The organism is Paenibacillus glufosinatiresistens, from assembly GCF_031470375.1.
Classification (GTDB): Bacteria; Bacillota; Bacilli; order Paenibacillales; family Paenibacillaceae; genus Paenibacillus_AQ; species Paenibacillus_AQ glufosinatiresistens.
Genome location: NZ_JAVFHT010000002.1, coordinates 132875 through 150346, shown reverse-complemented (window position 1 = coordinate 150346; position 17472 = coordinate 132875). Strand labels below are relative to the sequence as shown.

At 60.9% G+C, this 17472-nt stretch carries 18 protein-coding genes; 16 read left to right on the top strand and 2 right to left on the bottom strand.

Translation table 11 applies throughout. The features are described 5' to 3' along the window. The first annotated feature begins 39 nt into the window (after nucleotides 1-39). The 4 genes from RBI05_RS03690 to lipB all read left to right on the top strand — a co-directional run bounded on the left by RBI05_RS03690 (nucleotide 40) and on the right by lipB (nucleotide 4936). Entirely contained in the window at nucleotides 40-1065 is a 1026-nt protein-coding gene (locus RBI05_RS03690) for a thiamine pyrophosphate-dependent dehydrogenase E1 component subunit alpha (protein ID WP_310550162.1), read from the top strand. Between the two features lie 3 nt (nucleotides 1066-1068). Then, a complete protein-coding gene (locus RBI05_RS03685) occupies nucleotides 1069-2055 on the top strand; it encodes an alpha-ketoacid dehydrogenase subunit beta (RefSeq protein ID WP_310550161.1) in 987 nt (328 codons plus the stop codon). A 662-nt stretch (nucleotides 2056-2717) separates the two neighbouring features. Continuing rightward, on the top strand, nucleotides 2718-4184 hold the full coding sequence (locus tag RBI05_RS03680; protein ID WP_310550160.1) for a dihydrolipoamide acetyltransferase family protein: 1467 nt from the start codon (nucleotides 2718-2720) through the stop codon (nucleotides 4182-4184). A gap of 35 nt (nucleotides 4185-4219) precedes the next feature. After that, nucleotides 4220-4936, top strand: coding sequence for a lipoyl(octanoyl) transferase LipB (lipB, locus tag RBI05_RS03675; protein ID WP_310550159.1), 717 nt, complete (start codon nucleotides 4220-4222; stop codon nucleotides 4934-4936). A gap of 139 nt (nucleotides 4937-5075) precedes the next feature. Here the strand turns inward: lipB and prli42 are convergent, their stop codons facing one another. Continuing rightward, nucleotides 5076-5177 (bottom strand): stressosome-associated protein Prli42, encoded by a 102-nt coding sequence (gene prli42 / locus RBI05_RS03670; RefSeq protein ID WP_150456735.1) that lies wholly within the window; start codon nucleotides 5175-5177, stop codon nucleotides 5076-5078. A gap of 94 nt (nucleotides 5178-5271) precedes the next feature. Between prli42 and RBI05_RS03665 the strand changes: the two genes are divergently transcribed. After that, a complete protein-coding gene (locus tag RBI05_RS03665) occupies nucleotides 5272-6432 on the top strand; it encodes a M20/M25/M40 family metallo-hydrolase (RefSeq protein WP_310550158.1) in 1161 nt (386 codons plus the stop codon). 3 nt (nucleotides 6433-6435) lie between these two features. Here RBI05_RS03665 and RBI05_RS03660 read toward each other — a convergent pair whose 3' ends face one another. Next, nucleotides 6436-6639, bottom strand: coding sequence for a hypothetical protein (locus RBI05_RS03660; RefSeq protein ID WP_310550157.1), 204 nt, complete (start codon nucleotides 6637-6639; stop codon nucleotides 6436-6438). A 108-nt stretch (nucleotides 6640-6747) separates the two neighbouring features. Between RBI05_RS03660 and RBI05_RS03655 the strand changes: the two genes are divergently transcribed. The 11 genes from RBI05_RS03655 (at nucleotide 6748) to RBI05_RS03605 (ending at nucleotide 17394) form a co-directional block, all read left to right on the top strand. Continuing rightward, nucleotides 6748-7338: an NUDIX hydrolase gene (locus RBI05_RS03655; RefSeq protein WP_310550156.1), complete on the top strand. Its 591-nt coding sequence runs from the start codon at nucleotides 6748-6750 to the stop codon at nucleotides 7336-7338. Further along, nucleotides 7329-8552, top strand: coding sequence for an endonuclease Q family protein (locus RBI05_RS03650; protein WP_310550155.1), 1224 nt, complete (start codon nucleotides 7329-7331; stop codon nucleotides 8550-8552). The genes RBI05_RS03655 and RBI05_RS03650 overlap by 10 nt, the downstream gene beginning before the upstream one ends. 116 nt (nucleotides 8553-8668) lie before the next feature. After that, nucleotides 8669-9301: a stage II sporulation protein M gene (spoIIM, locus tag RBI05_RS03645; RefSeq protein WP_310550154.1), complete on the top strand. Its 633-nt coding sequence runs from the start codon at nucleotides 8669-8671 to the stop codon at nucleotides 9299-9301. A 102-nt stretch (nucleotides 9302-9403) separates the two neighbouring features. After that, nucleotides 9404-9874: a ferric iron uptake transcriptional regulator gene (fur, locus tag RBI05_RS03640; protein WP_150456729.1), complete on the top strand. Its 471-nt coding sequence runs from the start codon at nucleotides 9404-9406 to the stop codon at nucleotides 9872-9874. Between the two features lie 142 nt (nucleotides 9875-10016). Continuing rightward, complete coding sequence (locus RBI05_RS03635) at nucleotides 10017-10250, top strand: DUF4227 family protein (protein WP_150456728.1); 234 nt, start codon at nucleotides 10017-10019, stop codon at nucleotides 10248-10250. Between the two features lie 103 nt (nucleotides 10251-10353). Next, the gene (xerD, locus tag RBI05_RS03630) at nucleotides 10354-11247 is read left to right on the top strand and encodes a site-specific tyrosine recombinase XerD (RefSeq protein ID WP_310550153.1); all 894 of its coding nucleotides are present in this window, start codon (nucleotides 10354-10356) and stop codon (nucleotides 11245-11247) included. Nucleotides 11248-11680: 433 nt separating this feature from the next. Continuing rightward, the gene (deoB, locus tag RBI05_RS03625) at nucleotides 11681-12853 is read left to right on the top strand and encodes a phosphopentomutase (RefSeq protein ID WP_310550152.1); all 1173 of its coding nucleotides are present in this window, start codon (nucleotides 11681-11683) and stop codon (nucleotides 12851-12853) included. A 71-nt stretch (nucleotides 12854-12924) separates the two neighbouring features. Continuing rightward, a complete protein-coding gene (locus RBI05_RS03620; RefSeq protein WP_310550151.1) occupies nucleotides 12925-13752 on the top strand; it encodes a purine-nucleoside phosphorylase in 828 nt (275 codons plus the stop codon). A 33-nt stretch (nucleotides 13753-13785) separates the two neighbouring features. Beyond that, nucleotides 13786-14664, top strand: a complete 879-nt coding sequence (locus tag RBI05_RS03615) for a purine-nucleoside phosphorylase (RefSeq protein WP_310550150.1) — start codon at nucleotides 13786-13788, stop codon at nucleotides 14662-14664. Between the two features lie 4 nt (nucleotides 14665-14668). Then, a complete protein-coding gene (locus tag RBI05_RS03610; RefSeq protein ID WP_310550149.1) occupies nucleotides 14669-16000 on the top strand; it encodes a pyrimidine-nucleoside phosphorylase in 1332 nt (443 codons plus the stop codon). A 212-nt stretch (nucleotides 16001-16212) separates the two neighbouring features. Then, nucleotides 16213-17394, top strand: a complete 1182-nt coding sequence (locus RBI05_RS03605) for a D-alanyl-D-alanine carboxypeptidase family protein (protein WP_408638301.1) — start codon at nucleotides 16213-16215, stop codon at nucleotides 17392-17394. The last annotated feature ends 78 nt before the right edge of the window (nucleotides 17395-17472 follow it).

Here is a 17472-nt window from a genome sequence, read left to right as displayed (position 1 = left end):
GGTTTTAAGATCAGATCAGGACTTGGGAGGTTCTCCGCTATGGAAAGTCAGAGTACGGTTCAGACGGTCAACCGGCATGCGCCGCTTGGCCTCAGCGACGGCCAGGCGCTTGACATGTATCGATATATGACGCTTGCGCGCAAGTACGATGAGCGCAGTCTGCTGCTGCAGCGCGCGGGCAAGATCAATTTTCACGTCTCGGGCATCGGCCAGGAGGCGGCGCAGGTGGGAGCGGCATTCGCGCTGGACCGCGAGACCGATTATTTTCTGCCGTATTACCGCGATTATGCCTTTGTGCTGTCCGTTGGAATGACGCCCCGGGAGCTGATGCTGTCCGTATTCGCCAAGGCGGAGGACCCGAACAGCGGCGGCCGGCAGATGCCGGGCCACTTCGGCTGCAAGCGGCTGCGCATTGTGACCGGGTCCAGCCCGGTAACGACGCAGGTGCCGCATGCGGTAGGTTTTGCGCTCGCCGCCAAGATGCGGCGGGAGAAGGCGGTCTCGTTCGTCACGTTCGGCGAGGGCTCGAGCAATCAGGGCGATTTTCACGAAGCGTGCAATTTCGCAGGGGTCAACAAGCTGCCCGTCATCATCATGTGCGAGAACAACCAATACGCCATCTCGATTCCGGCGCACCGCCAGCTCGGCGGCAAAGTCAGCGACCGCGCGCTCGGCTACGGCTTTCCGGGCGTCCGTGTGGACGGCAACGATGTGCTGGAGGTCTACCGCGTGGTGAAGGAAGCGCGCGAGCGCGCCCTGGCCGGCGAAGGGCCGACGCTGATTGAGGCGATGATGTACCGTTTGTCGCCGCACTCCACCTCCGACAATGATCTGGCTTACCGCACGAAGGAGGAAGTGGACGCGAATTGGGAGAAGGACGGACTCGCGCATTACCGCAAGTACCTGACCGATCTGGGCCTGTGGGATGAAGACAAGGAGCGCGATCTGGTCGCCCAGTGCAATCTGGAGATCAAGGAAGCGACGGAATATGCGGACCGCGCGCCGTTCCCGAAGCCCGAGGATACGCTGCTGCACGTCTATGCGGATACCGAAGGAGGGGCGTAAGTCATGGCGGTTATGGAATATATTGATGCCATCCGGCTGGCGATGAAGGAAGAGATGGAGCGCGACGATTCGGTGTTCGTGCTCGGCGAGGACGTCGGCGTCAAAGGCGGCGTGTTCACAACGACCAAGGGGCTGCAGGAACAGTTCGGCGCAGAGCGCGTGCTGGATACCCCGCTTGCGGAATCCGCGATTGCCGGGGTGGCGATCGGCGCGGCCATGTACGGCATGAGGCCGATTGCGGAGATGCAGTACTCCGACTTCATGCTGCCGGCGACGAACCAGATTATCAGCGAGGCGGCCAAAATCCGCTACCGCTCCAACAACGACTGGAGCTGTCCGGTCGTCATCCGCGCCCCGATCGGCGGCGGCATCTTCGGCGGGCTATACCACTCCCAGTGCCCGGAGTCGATCTTCTTCGGAACGCCGGGGCTCAAGATTGTCGCCCCGTATTCGGCGGCGGACGCCAAAGGGCTGCTGAAAGCCGCGGTCCGCGATCCCGATCCGGTGCTGTTCTTCGAGAACAAGAAATGCTACAAGCTGATCAAGGAAGACGTGCCGGAAGGCGATTATGTGACCGAGATCGGCAAAGCGAATGTGCTGCGCGAAGGCGACGACATCACGGTAATCGGGTACAGCCTGCCGCTGCATTTTGCGATGGCCGCCGCGGAGGAGCTGGAGCGAGAGCAGGGCATCACGGCCCATATTCTTGATCTGCGCACCCTTCAGCCGCTCGATAAGGAAGCGATTCTTGCCGCAGTCCGCCGGACCGGCAAGGTGCTGATCGTTCATGAGGACAACAAGACCGGCGGCGTGGGCGCCGAGGTGGCGGCAATCATCGCCGAGGAGTGCCTCTTCGAGCTGGACGCGCCGATTGCCCGCCTGTGCGGCCCGGACGTGCCGGCAATGCCGATCAGCCCGCCGATGGAGAAGTTCTTCATGCTGAGCAAGGATAAGCTCAAGGCGGAAATGCTGCGGCTGGCGCAGTTCTAAGGACGAAGCAAGGCGCTGAGGCGGGCTGAGGACGGGCTAGGATGAGCCAATGTGCTAAGGACCGGCTAAGGTTTAGGGACGAGTTAAGACGCTAAGGACGGGCTAAGGAAGAACTAAGGCGCTAAGCGCGGGCTAAGGCAGGACAACACACGGACTAAGGACGGAGCGGACAACAGCCCGCCCGGCGGGCTGTTGTTTCGTGATGCCCTATGTGGCTGCGGCTGCCGCTGCGGTTGCAGATACAGCCGTTCCTCAGCGATAACCGCAGTTGTTGCCACACCGGCACCCCGCCCGGTTGGCGGAAGCGGACCGTACAGACGCTATGATGTGAAATTCGCCGCTTTTTTGGGATTTACCGGACCTGAATGACCTTATGGGTCCTATAAGGCTCGTATTATACAGCTGCCGGAACCAATAAGGTCTCTGATGTCCGCTTAGGCGCAAAAGGGCAGGTTAATCGTCAAATAAGGTCTCCTGGGTCCGATCCGCCTCACAAGAGGGAGACGGCTAAGCCGCGCCTATCGGCTGCTGCCTTCTTGCCCGAGGCGGCGGCAACAGCGGAGAAACCGGAAATCAGATTGGCCGAAGCTGCCGTGTGCCTGACCCGGATGGAACCTGCTTCGGACTTAACTGTCAGGATAACGTTTAGGAGTTGAAAAATCATGTCCAACCCAATGACCGATGTGGCGATGCCGCAGCTTGCGGAATCGCTCGTCTCCGCCACCATCGCCAAATGGCTGAAGCAGCCGGGCGACCCGGTGGAACAGTACGAGCCTCTGTGCGAGGTGCTGACGGACAAGGTGAACGCCGAACTGCCGTCCACCGTGGACGGCGTGATGGGCGAGATCCTCGCCGCCGAGGGCCAGACGGTAGCCGTCGGCGACATCATCTGCCGGATCGCCGTCCCGGTTCCGGCAGCGTCCGGCCCGGCGGCTGCGCCCGCCGGTGCCGCCTCTGCGCCGGTGACCCCGGCGCAGAACGCCCCCGCCGGCGCTGCGCGCCCGGCGGGACGTCCGGCCGGGGCCGCGTATGCCCCGGCCCCGGACCCGAGCGCGCCGATGCGGGCGCGCTACTCCCCGGCCGTGCAGAGCCTTGCGGCGCAGCACGGCATCGACCTGGCCGCCGTGCCGGGCACCGGGCTGGGCGGCCGGGTGACCCGCAAGGACGTCCTGGCGTACCTTGCGGAAGGCCCGTCGCCTGCGGCGGGGCAGCCGCAGGCCGCCTCTCCGGCGCAGCCGCAGGCCGCACCGGCGGTACATACCATGGCGCCGGCTGCGGTTCCGGCGGCGCAGGGCCAGCTTGCGTCCGCCGGATATGCGGCTGACACGGCGGCGCCTTCCGGCGCCCAGCCGCCGCTGCCGCCGGTCCGGCACTCCGGACTGCACCTGTCGGAGTCGCCGAAGATTCCGGAGATTGAAGTGGAAATCGGACGTTCCGAGTATCTGATCGACGTTACGCCGATCCGCAATACAATTGCCACCCGGATGCGCCAGAGCGTGTCGGAAATTCCGCACGCCTGGACCATGATCGAGGTGGATGTGACCAACCTGGTTCTGCTCCGCAACAAGCTGAAGGACGAATTCAAGAGCAAGGAAGGCATCAACCTGACCTATCTTGCTTTTCTGATGAAGGCGGTTGTCAGCGCGATCAAGGACTATCCGATTATGAATTCGGTCTGGGCGGTGGACAAAATCATCGTCAAACGCGACATTAACATTTCGCTTGCGGTAGGTACCGAGGATTCCGTGCTGACGCCGGTTATCAAGAAGGCGGACCAGAAGAACATTGCCGGTCTCGCCCGCGAGATCGACGAGCTGGCGCGCAAGACGCGCGAAGGCAAGCTGCGTCCCGACGATATGACGGGCGGCACCTTCACCGTCAACAATACCGGTTCCTTCGGCTCCATCCTGTCCTATCCGATTATCAACTATCCGCAGGCGGCGATCCTGACCTTTGAATCCATCGTCAAGAAACCGGTCGTCATCAATGACATGATCGCCGTCCGTTCGATGGCGAACCTGTGCCTGTCGCTGGATCACCGCATTCTTGACGGCGTCATCTGCGGCCGTTTCCTGCAGCGCGTCAAAGACAATATCGAAGGCTACACGCCGGATACGAAGCTCTACTGACCGAAGAAGGTCGGCATGAAGGGAGAAGATGAAGCATGACGGATTTGCGGCAGCTTGATATTTCATACATTCCCCGAATCGAGTACGGCGCAGCCTGGGACCTGCAAAAAGAGTCGGTGGCCGCCATCGACGCCGGACTGCGGCCGGAGCGGCTGCTGCTGCTGGAGCATCCGCCGACCTACACAATCGGCTCGCAGAATCATCCCGAGCATCTGCTGCTGAACGAAGATCAGCTTCGGGAGCGCGGAATCGCGCTGTTCCAGATCGACCGCGGCGGAGACATTACCTACCACGGTCCCGGTCAGCTTGTCGGCTACCCGCTGCTCGCCATCGGCGAGGCGGGCAGAGTCGATCTGCACGGCTACCTGCGGACGCTGGAGCAGGTCATCATCGACTATCTGGCCGGCTGCGGCATTGAAGGCGGACGGAAGCCGGAGTATACCGGAGTCTGGGTCGGGGATGTGAAGATCTGCGCAATCGGCGTGAAGTTCAACCGCAGCAAGCATCGCCGCGGGTTCATTACCAGCCACGGCTTCGCGTTCAACATCCATGCCGGCGTCTCCGAGCAGGGGTTCGGCGGCATCGTGCCCTGCGGCATCGCCGAATACGGCGTTACGTCGCTGGAGGAAGTGCTCGGCCGGCGGCCGGAAGTGGAAGACGTGGCGAGGGAGCTCGTGCCGTACTTCCTGGAACGGTTCCCGTATCAGGGGAACCTGGCCGCCTGGGATCTGGAGAAGATTCCGTCGGCGTGAATCCGGGGCACGCCAAACAAGCGGCTCCGGGAAGGGAGCCGCTTCAAGGGCTTGCGGGAATCCGGCAAGGCGGGCGAAGAGCCCGCCTTTTGCTTTTGTGGCGGGAAGTCTTCCGATTCCGTCCGGCCGGGACGGGTGCCTAGCCCGCGAGGAACGGTTCAATCACCACCAGCAGCATGGAAGCCACCATGGCGATCAGCATGACATAGATGAAGATGCGAAACCACTTTTTGTTCTGCATATGAGACTCCTTAGGGATGAATTATTGAATTGGGTGTACAATGGGTACATATGATTTATTATTGTAGCGCATACGAGAAAGAGAGGGAAGTCCGGTGATTCAAGAAGAGAGAGTCATCCGCGAGTTCATGGAGCTTGTCCGGATCGACAGCGAGACCCGATATGAACGGCAGATTGCCGATACGCTGGCAGCGAAATTCGCAGAGTTGGGACTGACGGCGAAGGAGGACGATTCGGCGGAACGCACAGGACACGGCGCAGGCAATCTGATTGTGACCTGGGCGGCCGAGGGCGCGGAGAATGCGCCGAAGCTGCTGTTCACTTCGCACATGGATACCGTCGTTCCGGGCCGGGGCATTCAGCCGACGCTTCATGAGGACGGCTGGATTACGAGCGACGGCACGACGATACTGGGCGCCGACGACAAGGCCGGATTGGCCGCGCTGTTCGAAGGCATCCGTGTGATCCGGGAGAACGGCATTCCGCACGGTCAGATTCAGTTCGTGATTACGGCGGGAGAGGAATCGGGACTGATGGGGGCGCGGGCGCTCAGCGGCGATCTGCTGGATGCCGACTTCGGCTTTGCGCTCGATTCCAACGGCGAGCTCGGCGCCATTGCCGTAGCGGCCCCGACGCAGGTGAAGATTCATATGGAGATTACCGGCCGTTCGGCCCATGCAGGGGTCAATCCGGAAGACGGGATCAGCGCTATCCAGGTGGCGGGCAAGGCGATTGCCCGGATGAAGCTCGGCCGGATCGACAAGGAGACGACGGCCAACATCGGCAGCTTCGCGGGCGGCGGGCCGACGAACATCGTCTGCGACCATGTCGAACTGGTGGCAGAGGCGCGCAGCATTGTGCAGGAGAAGGTGGATGCGCAGGTCGCATCGATGCGCGAGGCGCTGGAGACGACGGCGCGCGAATACGGGGCGGAAGGCAAGTTCCGGGGAGAATTGCTGTATCCGGCGTTCTGCTTCAATGACCGGGACGACATCGTTCAGCTGGCTTCCCGGGCCATCAGGTCGCTTGGCCTGACGCCGCGGACCTTCCATTCAGGGGGCGGCAGCGACGCCAATATCTTCAACGGGCTGGGCGTTCCCACGCTGAACCTTGCCGTCGGCTATGAGAACATCCATACGACGAAGGAACGGGTCCGGGCAGCCGATATTGTCAAGACGGCAGAACTGGTGGTCGCGCTCGTTCAGGAAGCGGCCAGAGGCCAGGTCCTGAAGGGGGATGGCCGACTTTCTCAGTGACCGTTATTTCGGGCCGGGCTCCGTAGATTCTGCGCTGCCCGGCGCATCCGCTCCCGGCAGACCGGGAGGCAGAGACAGCACATAGGCCAGCGGCATATCGCCTCCGAAGCGGCGGATCATGCCGGCCAGACGCTCCCGGATCTGTTCCGGCGAGCCGGACAGCCGGAGAATGAGCGAATCGGCGGCGTGCGGATGGGAGCGGTTCATGGAATTCCTTCTTTCCCAGGTTATTGGCACAGCGGACAAGACCGGCCGGAACGAACTTCCGCCGGTAATTCAACGTATGCTTATCCCACTCAAAGGAGAACCGGAATTATGAATGCTTTTAACGAAGGACCGGGCCGGGCATGGCCGGCCAACCCGCAGTTGGATGAGAAGACGGTTTCGACGAAACCGATTTTTGACGGCAAAATCATTAAGGTTCAGGTGGACACCGTAACGCTGCCCGACGGCAAGGAAGCGCTGCGGGAGGTCGTGCGCCATCCGGGAGCGGTCGCGGTGCTTGCGCTGAACGCGGGCAAGATGCTCGCCGTCGAGCAGTACCGTCAGCCGATGGGCCGGACGGAGATCGAGATTCCGGCGGGCAAGCTGGATCCGGGAGAAGACCCGCTGGAAGCGGCGAAGCGCGAGCTGGAGGAGGAGACGGGCTTCCACGGCGGCGAATTGATCCGGCTCCATTCGTTCTATACCTCTCCGGGGTTCGCGGACGAAGTCATTCATCTCTACGTTACGACGGATGCGAAGCCCGGAACGATGAAGCTGGACGAGGATGAGTTCCTCCAGGTATCGGAGCTGACGCTGGAGGAAGCTTACGCCTGCATCCGGGACGGCCGAATCGCCGACGCCAAGACCATTATGGCGGTATACGCCTGGCATCTGTTCACGCTGACAGGCCAATGGAACTGAACAGCGTATACGGCGATCTGCACATCCACATCGGGAGAACGAACGGGGGACAAGCGGTCAAGATCAGCGGAAGCCGTGATCTGACCTTCGCCGGAATTGCCCGGGAAGCGGCGCAGCGCAAAGGAATCGGGCTGATCGGCATTATCGACTGCCATTCGCCGGCGGTGCTTCGGGACATTGACCAATGTCTGGAAGAGGGCGAGATGGCCGAGGTTGCGGGAGGCGGCATCGGTTACCGGGATACCACCATTCTGCTCGGCGCGGAGATTGAACTCCGCGAGCCGGGGCGGAAGGAATGCCATGTGCTGGCCTATATGCCGAACCTTGAAGCCATGAAGAGTTTCAGTTCCTGGCTGTCCCGGCACATGAAGAATGTCAATCTCAGTTCGCAGCGGCTGTATGTCCCGTCCCGGGAGCTTCAGCGCGAGGTGCTGGACCGGGGCGGGCTGCTGATCCCGGCCCATATCTTCACGCCGCACAAAGGCCTCTACGGAGCCTCGGCCGAGCATATGGACGATCTGTTCGATCCTGAAGGAATTGCGGCGGTGGAGCTGGGCTTAAGCGCCGATTCGGAGATGGCGGGTTATTTGTCCGAGCTGGACCGGTACACGTTCCTGACCAACTCCGACGCGCATTCCCTCGGCAAAATCGGCCGCGAGTACAACCGCCTGGAACTCGCAGCTTCCAGCTTCGAAGAATTCGCGCTCGCACTCGCGCGCAGGGACGGCCGGCGGATCTCGGCCAATTACGGCCTCAATCCGCGTCTGGGCAAATACCACCGGACCTACTGCGGCGGCTGCGGCAGCATTCTGGACGAAGCCGGCTTCACGGCTGCCGGGCAGCGGTGTCCGTACTGCGGCAGCCTGAAGCTGGTCCAGGGCGTGCTGGACCGCATTCTGGCGATTGCGGACCGGGAGCAGCCACGCATCCCGGCATACCGGCCTCCCTATCACTATCAGGTGCCGATGGAATTCATACCGGGACTGGGCCGGGCGAAGATGCAGCTTCTGCTGGACGCTTTCGGTACGGAGATGAATATCCTCCACCGGGCTTCCGGGGAGGAGCTTGCCGCCGTGGTCGGTCCCAAGCTCGCATCCGCGATTGCCGCGGCGCGAAGCGGCACGCTGCAGCTGTCCGCCGGAGGCGGCGGCACCTACGGGAAGGTTGTCTCGCCCGAAGTCGGGGCGCCATTCGGAGAGAATCCCTTGAATTGATCGGGAATCGCCCCGCGTTCCCGGCGGCCGCCTGGCTGTACCCCGTGATGGACAGGGTATACCTTTCTCTTTTCTCTCATAGGCTGTAGAAGATGAAGAGAAGGGAGCAAGGTTCTATGCACAGCCTCCGGGGAATGATCCGGGAACAGACGCCGCTGTATCTATTTGTAGCCGTACTCTTTCTGGTGGGAGTCGTATTCGGCGCGCTGATTGTCGGCGCGCTGACGCTGGACCAGGTCCAGGAGCTGTCCGACTATCTGGGCAATTTTTTTATTATGGTCGATCAGCATGGCCTGGACACCTCGCCGGAAGCCTTCTGGAGCATTGCGGGCCTTCAGCTGAAATGGATCGGTCTGATCTGGATTCTCGGCCTGTCCGTTATCGGCTTGCCGGGCATTCTGATTCTGGACTTCCTGAAGGGCGTCCTGGTCGGCTTCACGGTCGGCTGCCTGATCAGCCAGTACTCCTGGCATGGCTTGCTCTTCGCTCTGGTCTCGGTTGCTCCGCATAACCTGATTCTGATTCCGGTGCTGCTGGTGGCCAGTGCATCGGCTATCGCGTTCTCGCTGCTGATGATCCGAAGCCGGGTGACGGGACGTTCGGGACTCGCGGTCAAACGGCCGTTCGTGCTGTATTCGGCGCTTACGCTGACCCTTGCGGCAGCGATTCTCGGAGCCGCTCTGCTGGAGACTTGGGTCACGCCCGTCATGATGGGCTGGGTCGCCCCTTCGCTGATCCCGGGCGCCTGAGAGGCGGCCTAATAACGTTTGACTTCTCAAATGATCTCCTCATATAATAATAGGAGCGGCCTGAAGATCGGTTGTGCGTTTTCGTTCAAGGGGAGGTAGACTATGGAGGCCCGGATCGACAAAATCAAGCAGCAGCTTCAATCCCAGGGTTACAAGCTGACCCCCCAACGGGAAGCCACCGTACGCGTTCTGCTGGAGAATGAAGAGGATCACCTCAGCGCGGAGGATGTCTTCATGCTGGTCAAGGAGAAAGCCCCCGAGATTGGCCTTGCGACGGTATACCGCACGCTGGAACTGCTCAGCGAGCTTCACGTCGTGGAGAAGATCAATTTCGGCGACGGCGTCGCCCGGTACGATCTGCGTACGGATACGGCGAAGCATCATCACCATCATCTGATCTGCGTACAGTGCGGAAGCATGGACGAGATTCGCGAGGACTGGCTCCTTCCGCTGGAAGAGAAGCTGGACCTGGAATACAACTTTACGGTTCTGGACCATCGGCTGGATTTTCACGGCATCTGTCACCGCTGCCGCGACAAGAACACGCCCGGAGATGCTCCGTCCAACGAATAGCGATGATTGCGCAAGCAAGCTGCACAAGCTCTCACCGGCATGCCGGGGGGAGCTTTTTAAGCTCTTAGGAGAACTTGCTTCCGGTTCGCTGTATACATAGAGAGAGACTTGGAATCATACAGTGGTACGGGAGGGACTGTCCATGGTGATTGTAGTGTCCAAAAGTGTACGACGGCTTCTGCTCATCGCTCTGTTCATGGTGCTGTGCGGCGTGTTCCACGAGCTGCTTGGCCTGATGGGCGGCTGGCTTCCGGGACCCGGGCGGCCGGAACCGTCCGAGACCAACGCGGTGAAGGCGTTCCGCGAGCTGGGGAGCCGGGAAGACGCCATGCGTCCGGCGGATCGGCTGCTGCTGTTCTATCGCAGCGGGGAATAGCCGGATCAAAGGCAGGAATTTGAACAAACCGTGTCGAATTAATGCAGGACCGTCAACGTACGGAGCGCCCTGGCGGCGCTTTCCGGGACAGGAGCGTGGTGGAATGGAGAAAGAGTTGCAGCCCTTTCTGGATTATTTGTCGCAGGAGAAAGGACTGTCCGCGAATACGCTGGACTCCTACGGCCGTGACGTGTCGCAATTTCTTGACTTTGCCGCCGCAAGGGAAGCGGCGGAGGCCCGTGAAATACGCAAATCGCATATTCTGCTTTATCTATCCGGACTGAAGCAGTCCGGCAGGGCGGCGGCGACAGTGAACCGGAATTTGGTATCGCTCCGCGCTTTTTTTCATTTTCTGATCCGTCAAGGAATCATCATTCAGGACCCGACGCTGGAGATGGAGTCGGTCAAGCCGGTGAAGAAGCCGCCGGTGATCCTGTCGGAAGCGGAGGTCGAGCGGCTGCTGGAGGCGCCCGACCCGTTGTCGCCGCAGGGCCTTCGGGACAAAGCCATGCTCGAGCTGATCTACGGCGCCGGAATCCGGGTCTCGGAGCTGATCATGCTGAATGTCGGCGACGTCGATACGAAGCTGAAATTCGTGCGCTGCGCCGGCGCCTCGGGCCGGGAGCGCGTGCTTCCGCTCGGCGGCGTCGCCGCCAGATGGGCCGAAGCTTACCTGGAGGAAGCGCGGGAGCGTCTGCTCCGCGCCCGGGAGGACGAGCCGGCGCTGTTTCTGAACAGCCTCGGAGGGAGGCTGACCCGGCAGGGCTTTTGGAAGATCATCAAGAAGTATGCCAGGGAAGCGGGGATTCGGGAGGAGATCACCCCCCACACCCTTCGCCATTCCTTCGCGGCGCATCTGCTGGAGCACGGTGCCGATCTTCGTTCCGTCCAGCAGATGCTGGGCCATGCCGACATCTCGACGACGCAGATGTACAGCGGCATCGCCCGGCGGAGCATGAAGGAAGATTACGAGAACCATCATCCCCGCGCCAGATAGGCGAAGCCGGGGTGGGGGCAGACGCTCACGGCAGATAATGCTAGTAAACTAAGCATAGGCTTTCGAAGCCAGTTTACCGAAGATTCTCACAGCAGATGATGCTAGTAAACTAAGCGAATGCTTCCGAAGCCAGTTTACCGAAGATTCTCACAGCAGATGATGCTAGTAAACTAAGCGAATGCTTTCGAAGCCAGTTTACCGAAGATTCTCACAGCAGATGATGCTAGTAAACTAAGCGAATGCTTCCGAAGCCAGTTTACCGAAGATTCTCACAGCAGATGATGCTAGTAAACTAAGCGAATGCTTTCGAAGCCAGTTTACCGAAGATTCTCACAGCAGATGATGCTAGTAAACTAAGCGAATGCTTCCGAAGCCAGTTTACCGAAGATTCTCACAGCAGATGATGCTAGTAAACTTTTAGGAGTTGACGATCATGTTCAAACGGGTTTGTTTTATTGTGCTTGACAGCGTTGGGATCGGCGAAGCGCCGGATGCGGCTCAGTTCGGGGACGCCGGCTCGCATACGCTCGGCCATATTCTGGAGCGCAGTCCGCAGCTCAAGCTGCCGAACCTGCAGGCGATGGGACTGGCGAATATTGCGCCGCTGCCTCCGCTGCAGCCGGTGGCGAAGCCAACCGCGTATTACGGCAAGATGCAGGAAGTGTCCGTCGGCAAGGATACGATGACCGGACATTGGGAGCTGATGGGCCTGAAGATCGAGACTCCTTTTAACGTCTACCCGGACGGCTTTCCGCAGGAGCTGATCTCGAAGTTCGAAGAGCTGACCGGGCGCAAGGTAATCGGCAACAAGCCCGCATCGGGTACGGAGATTCTGGTGGAATACGGGGAAGAACAGATGAAGACCGGAGCCTGGATCGTCTACACGTCGGCCGACAGCGTCTTCCAGCTCGCCGCCCATGAAGACATCATCCCGCTGGACGAGCTGTACCGGGCTTGCCATATTGCCCGCGAGCTGACGATGGCGCCCGAATTCTCGGTCGGCCGCGTCATTGCCCGCCCTTATGTCGGCCAGCCGGGGAATTTCACCCGCACGCCGAACCGCCATGACTATGCGGTGAAGCCGCCGGAGCCGACCGTCATGAACGCGCTGGCGGATATCGGCAAGGATGTGATTGCCGTCGGCAAAATCAATGATATCTTTACCGGCGAAGGTGTAACGGCCGCCTATCCGACGAAGAGCAATGAACACGGAATCGAGCTGACGATCCAAGAGATGCGCAAGCCGTTCAACGGACTGCTCTTCACGAACCTGGTCGATTTCGATTCGCTCTACGGCCACCGCCGGGACCCGGAAGGCTACGGACGGGCGCTGGAAGTGTTCGACCGGGCGCTGCCGGAGCTGGTGGGCACGCTGACCGGGGAAGACCTGCTGATTATTTCGGCGGACCACGGGAATGACCCGATCCACGCCGGAACCGATCATACGCGCGAATACGTGCCGCTGCTGGTCTACAGCCCGGCCTTCCGGACGCCGTCGGACCTTGGGGTTCGTGCCACGTTCTCGGATTTGGCGGCGACCATCGCCGATAATTTCGGAGCCCGGGCGCCGAAGTACGGAACGAGCTTCCTGTCCGAGCTGAAGTAAAAGGCGGCCGGCCCTGGGCCGGATTCCCGGTATCTGCAAGTCCTATTCCATATTTACGGAGGTATTCTTCCATGACAGAAATCATCAGCCAAGGCGCCATCCAGGAAGCGGCGGTCTTTATCAAGGACCGCTGTACGGTAGCGCCGGAGATCGGCCTGATTCTCGGATCGGGTCTCGGCATTCTGGCCGACCTGATCGAGAACGAGGTCAGCATTCCGTATCAGGAGATTCCCCATTTTCCGGTATCGACCGTAGAGGGACACGAAGGAGAGCTGCTGATCGGAACGATCCGCGGCCGCCGCGTCGTCATGATGAAGGGCCGGTTCCATATGTACGAAGGCTACGGTCCCGAGACGACTGCGTTCCCGGTCCGGGTAATGAAGGAGCTCGGCGTAGCCAGCCTGCTCGTCACCAATGCGGCCGGAGGCGTGAATACCGGCTTCTCCGCCGGCGATCTGATGCTGCTGACCGACCATCTCAATCTGACCGGCCGCAATCCGCTGATCGGGCCGAATGATGCCGCGCTCGGCGTGCGGTTCCCGGATATGTCCGAGCCGTACAGCCGCCGTCTGCTGCAGGCAGCGCGCGAAACGGCGGCCGAGCAGGACTTCAGCTTCCGGGAGGGCGTCTATGCCGGCCTGCTGGGCCCTTGCTACGAGACGCCTGCGGAAGTGCGGATGCTGCGCACGCTGGGCGCCGACGCCGTTGGCATGTCCACCGTCTCGGAGACGATTGTCGCCCGTCATGCAGGCATTGAAGTGCTCGGCATTTCGTGCATTACGAATATGGCCGCAGGCATTCTCGACCAGCCGCTCAGCCACGGCGAGGTCATGGAGACGGCCGAGCGGGTGCGGGAGCGCTTCCTCGGTCTGGTGCTGGCGCTGATTCCGAAGATGTAGCATCCCACTATTTAGAACGGAGGAACATTTCATATGACACCAACAGGAAATACTCCGGCGGCAACCGCCGTCTACGGCGCACAGGTCAAGGAAGCCGCCGAATACATTCAGTCCCGTCTCGGCGGCTATTCGCCGGTTATCGGCCTTATTCTGGGTTCGGGCCTTGGCGATCTCGGCGACCAGATTGAGAATGCCGTCTATCTGCCCTACGAAGAGATTCCGCATTTTCCGCGTTCGACCGTCGAAGGCCATGCCGGCCGGTTCGTCATCGGCAAGCTGGAGGGCAAGGACGTTATCATTATGCAGGGCCGTTTTCACTACTACGAAGGCTATGAGATGAAGAAGGTTGTGCTTCCGGTCTACGTAATGGCCAAGCTCGGCGTAGGTACGCTGGTCATTACGAATGCGGGCGGCGGCATGAACCGTGCGTTTAAGGCCGGCGATCTGATGCTGATTACGGATCATCTCAACATGACCGGCGACAACCCGCTGATCGGACCGAATGATCCCGAGCTGGGCGTCCGCTTCCCGGACATGTCGCAGGCCTATGACGCCGAGTATATCCAGCTCGCCCAGAAGCTGGCTCCCGAAATCAAGGGCAACGCCGGGGAATCCCTGGTGCTCAAGCAGGGCGTATACGCCGGTATCACGGGTCCGACCTATGAGACTCCGGCTGAGCTGAAGATGCTCGCGCTCCTCGGCGGAGATGCCGTCGGCATGTCCACGGTGCCGGAAGTCATTGCCGCCAGCCACAGCCGTCTGCGCGTGCTCGGCATGACCTGCATTACCGATATGGCCATCGGCGACGAGTTGGAGCCGCTGACCCATGAGCAGGTCGTGAAGGTTGCCAACGAGACCAAGCCGAAGTTCATCGGTCTGGTTCGGGCATTCGTTCGCGAAGTGCAGGTATAAAGGCATGAGAGCGGTCGATATCATTCAGAAGAAAAGAGACGGCGGCGAGCTGTCTTCGGCCGAGATCGCCTATCTGATCCAGGGATACACCCGGGGAGAAATCCCGGATTACCAGATGTCGGCCTGGGCGATGGCCGTCTATTTCCAGGGGATGAATGCCCGGGAGACCGGCGATCTGACCCTGGAGATGGCTAAATCGGGCGACCAGATCGACCTGAGCCCGATCGCCGGCATCAAGGTGGACAAGCATTCGACCGGCGGCGTTGGAGACAAAACCACTGTTGTTCTGGCTCCGCTGGTGGCGGCTGCCGGCGTCCCGGTAGCCAAGATGTCCGGGCGCGGCCTCGGCCATACCGGGGGGACGCTGGACAAGCTGGAATCCATCGCCGGCTTCTCGGTCGAGATGGACCGGGAGGACTTCTTCGCGCAGGTGGGACGCCTCGGCGCTGCCGTCATCGGCCAGTCCGGCAACATCACGCCGGCGGACAAGAAGCTGTACGCGCTGCGCGACGTAACCGCAACCGTGGATTCCATCCCGCTGATCGCCAGCTCCGTGATGAGCAAGAAGATCGCGGCGGGTGCGGATGCCATCGTGCTCGACGTGAAGACGGGCAGCGGCGCATTCATGAAGACGCTGGAAGACTCCATTGCGCTTGCGCAGGCAATGGTGGACATCGGTACGCAGCTTGGCCGCCATACCGTGGCGGTTATCAGCGACATGGACCAGCCGCTCGGCTATGGAATCGGCAACGCGCTTGAGATCAAAGAAGGCATCGAGACGTTGAACGGCCGGGGCCCGAAGGATCTGGAAGAGGTCTGCCTGATTCTCGGCAGCCAGATGCTGCTGCTCGGCGGTAAGGCGAAGGATGAAGCGGAAGCCCGCTCCATCCTGTCGGGCCATATCGGGGACGGCAGCGCGCTGGCGAAGTTCCGGGAGATGGTCGCGGCCCAGGGCGGCGACGCCTCGATGATCGACGAGCCCGCTCTTCTGCCGTCCGCGCGTCTCCACCGGGAAGTGAAGGCTGCTGCCGGGGGTTACATCGAAGCGATTCAAGCCGAAGAGATCGGCGTGGCCGCGATGCTGCTTGGCGCGGGCCGGGAGACGAAGGAGTCGGTGATCGACCTCGGCGTCGGCATCGTATTGGCCCGCAAGGTAGGCGACCGGGTCGAAGCCGGCGATACGCTCGCGGTGCTGCATATCAATGACGCTTCCGCAAGCCAGGTGGAGGAAGCCGAAGCGAAGGTGCTGGAAGCCTATCGCCTGGCCGCCGAACCGGTGGCCGCTCCTCCGCTCGTGTATGCGATTGTAACGAAGGACGGCGTAACGCGGTTCTAAGGAAGCAGAAGAAGAGACGACGCATCTTCCAACCGGGAGATGCGCCGTCTTTTTTTGTACCGTTAATGACGGCTCGGAGCGAATAAATCTTCCCTTCCTGGACGAAACTGGAACAAAGAACCTGCGCCGTATGCGTCCGCAGGCCAACGTTCAGGAGGGGAACTTCAATGATCAATATTCGCAAACCATTCGCTGTGCTGGTGCTCGGTGCGATGCTGGCAACCGTCTGCATCCCGGCAGCGTACGCCGACGAGAAGAGTCCGGCGCCGGCCGGGAAGGAGAGCCGCAGCGGCTCCAGCGCAGGGCAGGCGGCTCCGGACCTGGCTCCTCAGGCCCGTTCCGCCATTCTGATGGATGCAGCCACCGGAACGGTCGTCTATGAGAAGAACAGCCATGACAAGCTGCCACCGGCCAGCATTACCAAGATTATGACGATGCTGCTGACGGTGGAAGCGCTGGACGAAGGACGGCTGCAGCTTACGGACAAGGTCCGGGCGAGCGAGTATGCCGCTTCGATGGGCGGATCGCAGATTTTCCTCGAGCCGGGCGAAGAGATGAGCGTCGATGAGATGCTCAAAGGCATCGCAATGGCCTCCGGCAACGATGCCTCGGTGGCGATGGCCGAGAAGCTGGCGGGCTCGGAGAGCGCTTTTGTCGAGATGATGAACAAGCGGGCGGAAGAGCTGGGGATGAAGGATACGCACTTTGCCAACTGCAACGGGCTGCCGGCCGCCAATCATTATTCCTCGGCCCACGACATCGCCGTCATGAGCCGGGAGCTGCTGAAGCATGAGCGCATTATCAAATACACCGGCTCTTATCAGGACTACCTGCGCAAGGACAGCCAGAAGCCGTTCTGGCTGGTCAATACGAACAAGCTGGTGCGCTTCTACACCGGCGCCGACGGCCTGAAGACCGGCTATACCTCCGAAGCCAAGTTCTGCCTCTCGGCAACCGCTTCCCGGGACGGTCTGCGCACAGTGGCAGTGGTGCTCGGGGAACCGAATACGAAGACCCGCAACAGCGAGGTGGCCAGTATGTTCGACTACATGTTCGCCCAGTACAAGGTCCACACGATTCATGAGAAAGGCGATACTCTGGCTACGCTCAAGATCCGCAAAGGCGAGAAGAAGGAAATTCCGCTCGTCGCGCAGGAGAATTACAGTCTGCTGCTGCGCAAGGGCATTGCCCAGAACGGCGTTCGCCATGAAGAAGTGCTGTTGGACAATGTAAAAGCGCCGGTGGCCAAAGGGCAGACGGTCGGCAAGCTGGTGGTCTACCAGGGGGACTCCAAGGTGAAGGAGTACGAGCTGAAGGCCAGCGAACCGGTGGCCAAGGCGGGCTGGTGGAAGCTGTTCAAACGGACGACGGGCTCGCTGTTCTCCAGAGACTGAGGCCTCGTACTTTGTAGAGGATTGGGGGTTTTCTTCTAGTTTTGTCGGAGGGCAGGATTCCCGTTCGGAGGCGTAGAA

Bases quoted from the DNA above. Each gene is read 5' to 3' on its own strand.
- RBI05_RS03690 (WP_310550162.1), top strand. From the start codon at position 40: ATGGAAAGTCAGAGTACGGTTCAGACGGTCAACCGGCATGCGCCGCTT.
- RBI05_RS03685 (WP_310550161.1), top strand. From the start codon at position 1,069: ATGGCGGTTATGGAATATATTGATGCCATCCGGCTGGCGATGAAGGAA.
- RBI05_RS03680 (WP_310550160.1), top strand. From the start codon at position 2,718: ATGTCCAACCCAATGACCGATGTGGCGATGCCGCAGCTTGCGGAATCG.
- lipB (WP_310550159.1), top strand. From the start codon at position 4,220: ATGACGGATTTGCGGCAGCTTGATATTTCATACATTCCCCGAATCGAG.
- prli42 (WP_150456735.1), bottom strand. From the start codon at position 5,177: ATGCAGAACAAAAAGTGGTTTCGCATCTTCATCTATGTCATGCTGATC.
- RBI05_RS03660 (WP_310550157.1), bottom strand. From the start codon at position 6,639: ATGAACCGCTCCCATCCGCACGCCGCCGATTCGCTCATTCTCCGGCTG.
- RBI05_RS03655 (WP_310550156.1), top strand. From the start codon at position 6,748: ATGAATGCTTTTAACGAAGGACCGGGCCGGGCATGGCCGGCCAACCCG.
- RBI05_RS03650 (WP_310550155.1), top strand. From the start codon at position 7,329: ATGGAACTGAACAGCGTATACGGCGATCTGCACATCCACATCGGGAGA.
- spoIIM (WP_310550154.1), top strand. From the start codon at position 8,669: ATGCACAGCCTCCGGGGAATGATCCGGGAACAGACGCCGCTGTATCTA.
- fur (WP_150456729.1), top strand. From the start codon at position 9,404: ATGGAGGCCCGGATCGACAAAATCAAGCAGCAGCTTCAATCCCAGGGT.
- RBI05_RS03635 (WP_150456728.1), top strand. From the start codon at position 10,017: ATGGTGATTGTAGTGTCCAAAAGTGTACGACGGCTTCTGCTCATCGCT.
- xerD (WP_310550153.1), top strand. From the start codon at position 10,354: ATGGAGAAAGAGTTGCAGCCCTTTCTGGATTATTTGTCGCAGGAGAAA.
- deoB (WP_310550152.1), top strand. From the start codon at position 11,681: ATGTTCAAACGGGTTTGTTTTATTGTGCTTGACAGCGTTGGGATCGGC.
- RBI05_RS03620 (WP_310550151.1), top strand. From the start codon at position 12,925: ATGACAGAAATCATCAGCCAAGGCGCCATCCAGGAAGCGGCGGTCTTT.
- RBI05_RS03615 (WP_310550150.1), top strand. From the start codon at position 13,786: ATGACACCAACAGGAAATACTCCGGCGGCAACCGCCGTCTACGGCGCA.
- RBI05_RS03610 (WP_310550149.1), top strand. From the start codon at position 14,669: ATGAGAGCGGTCGATATCATTCAGAAGAAAAGAGACGGCGGCGAGCTG.
- RBI05_RS03605 (WP_408638301.1), top strand. From the start codon at position 16,213: ATGCTGGCAACCGTCTGCATCCCGGCAGCGTACGCCGACGAGAAGAGT.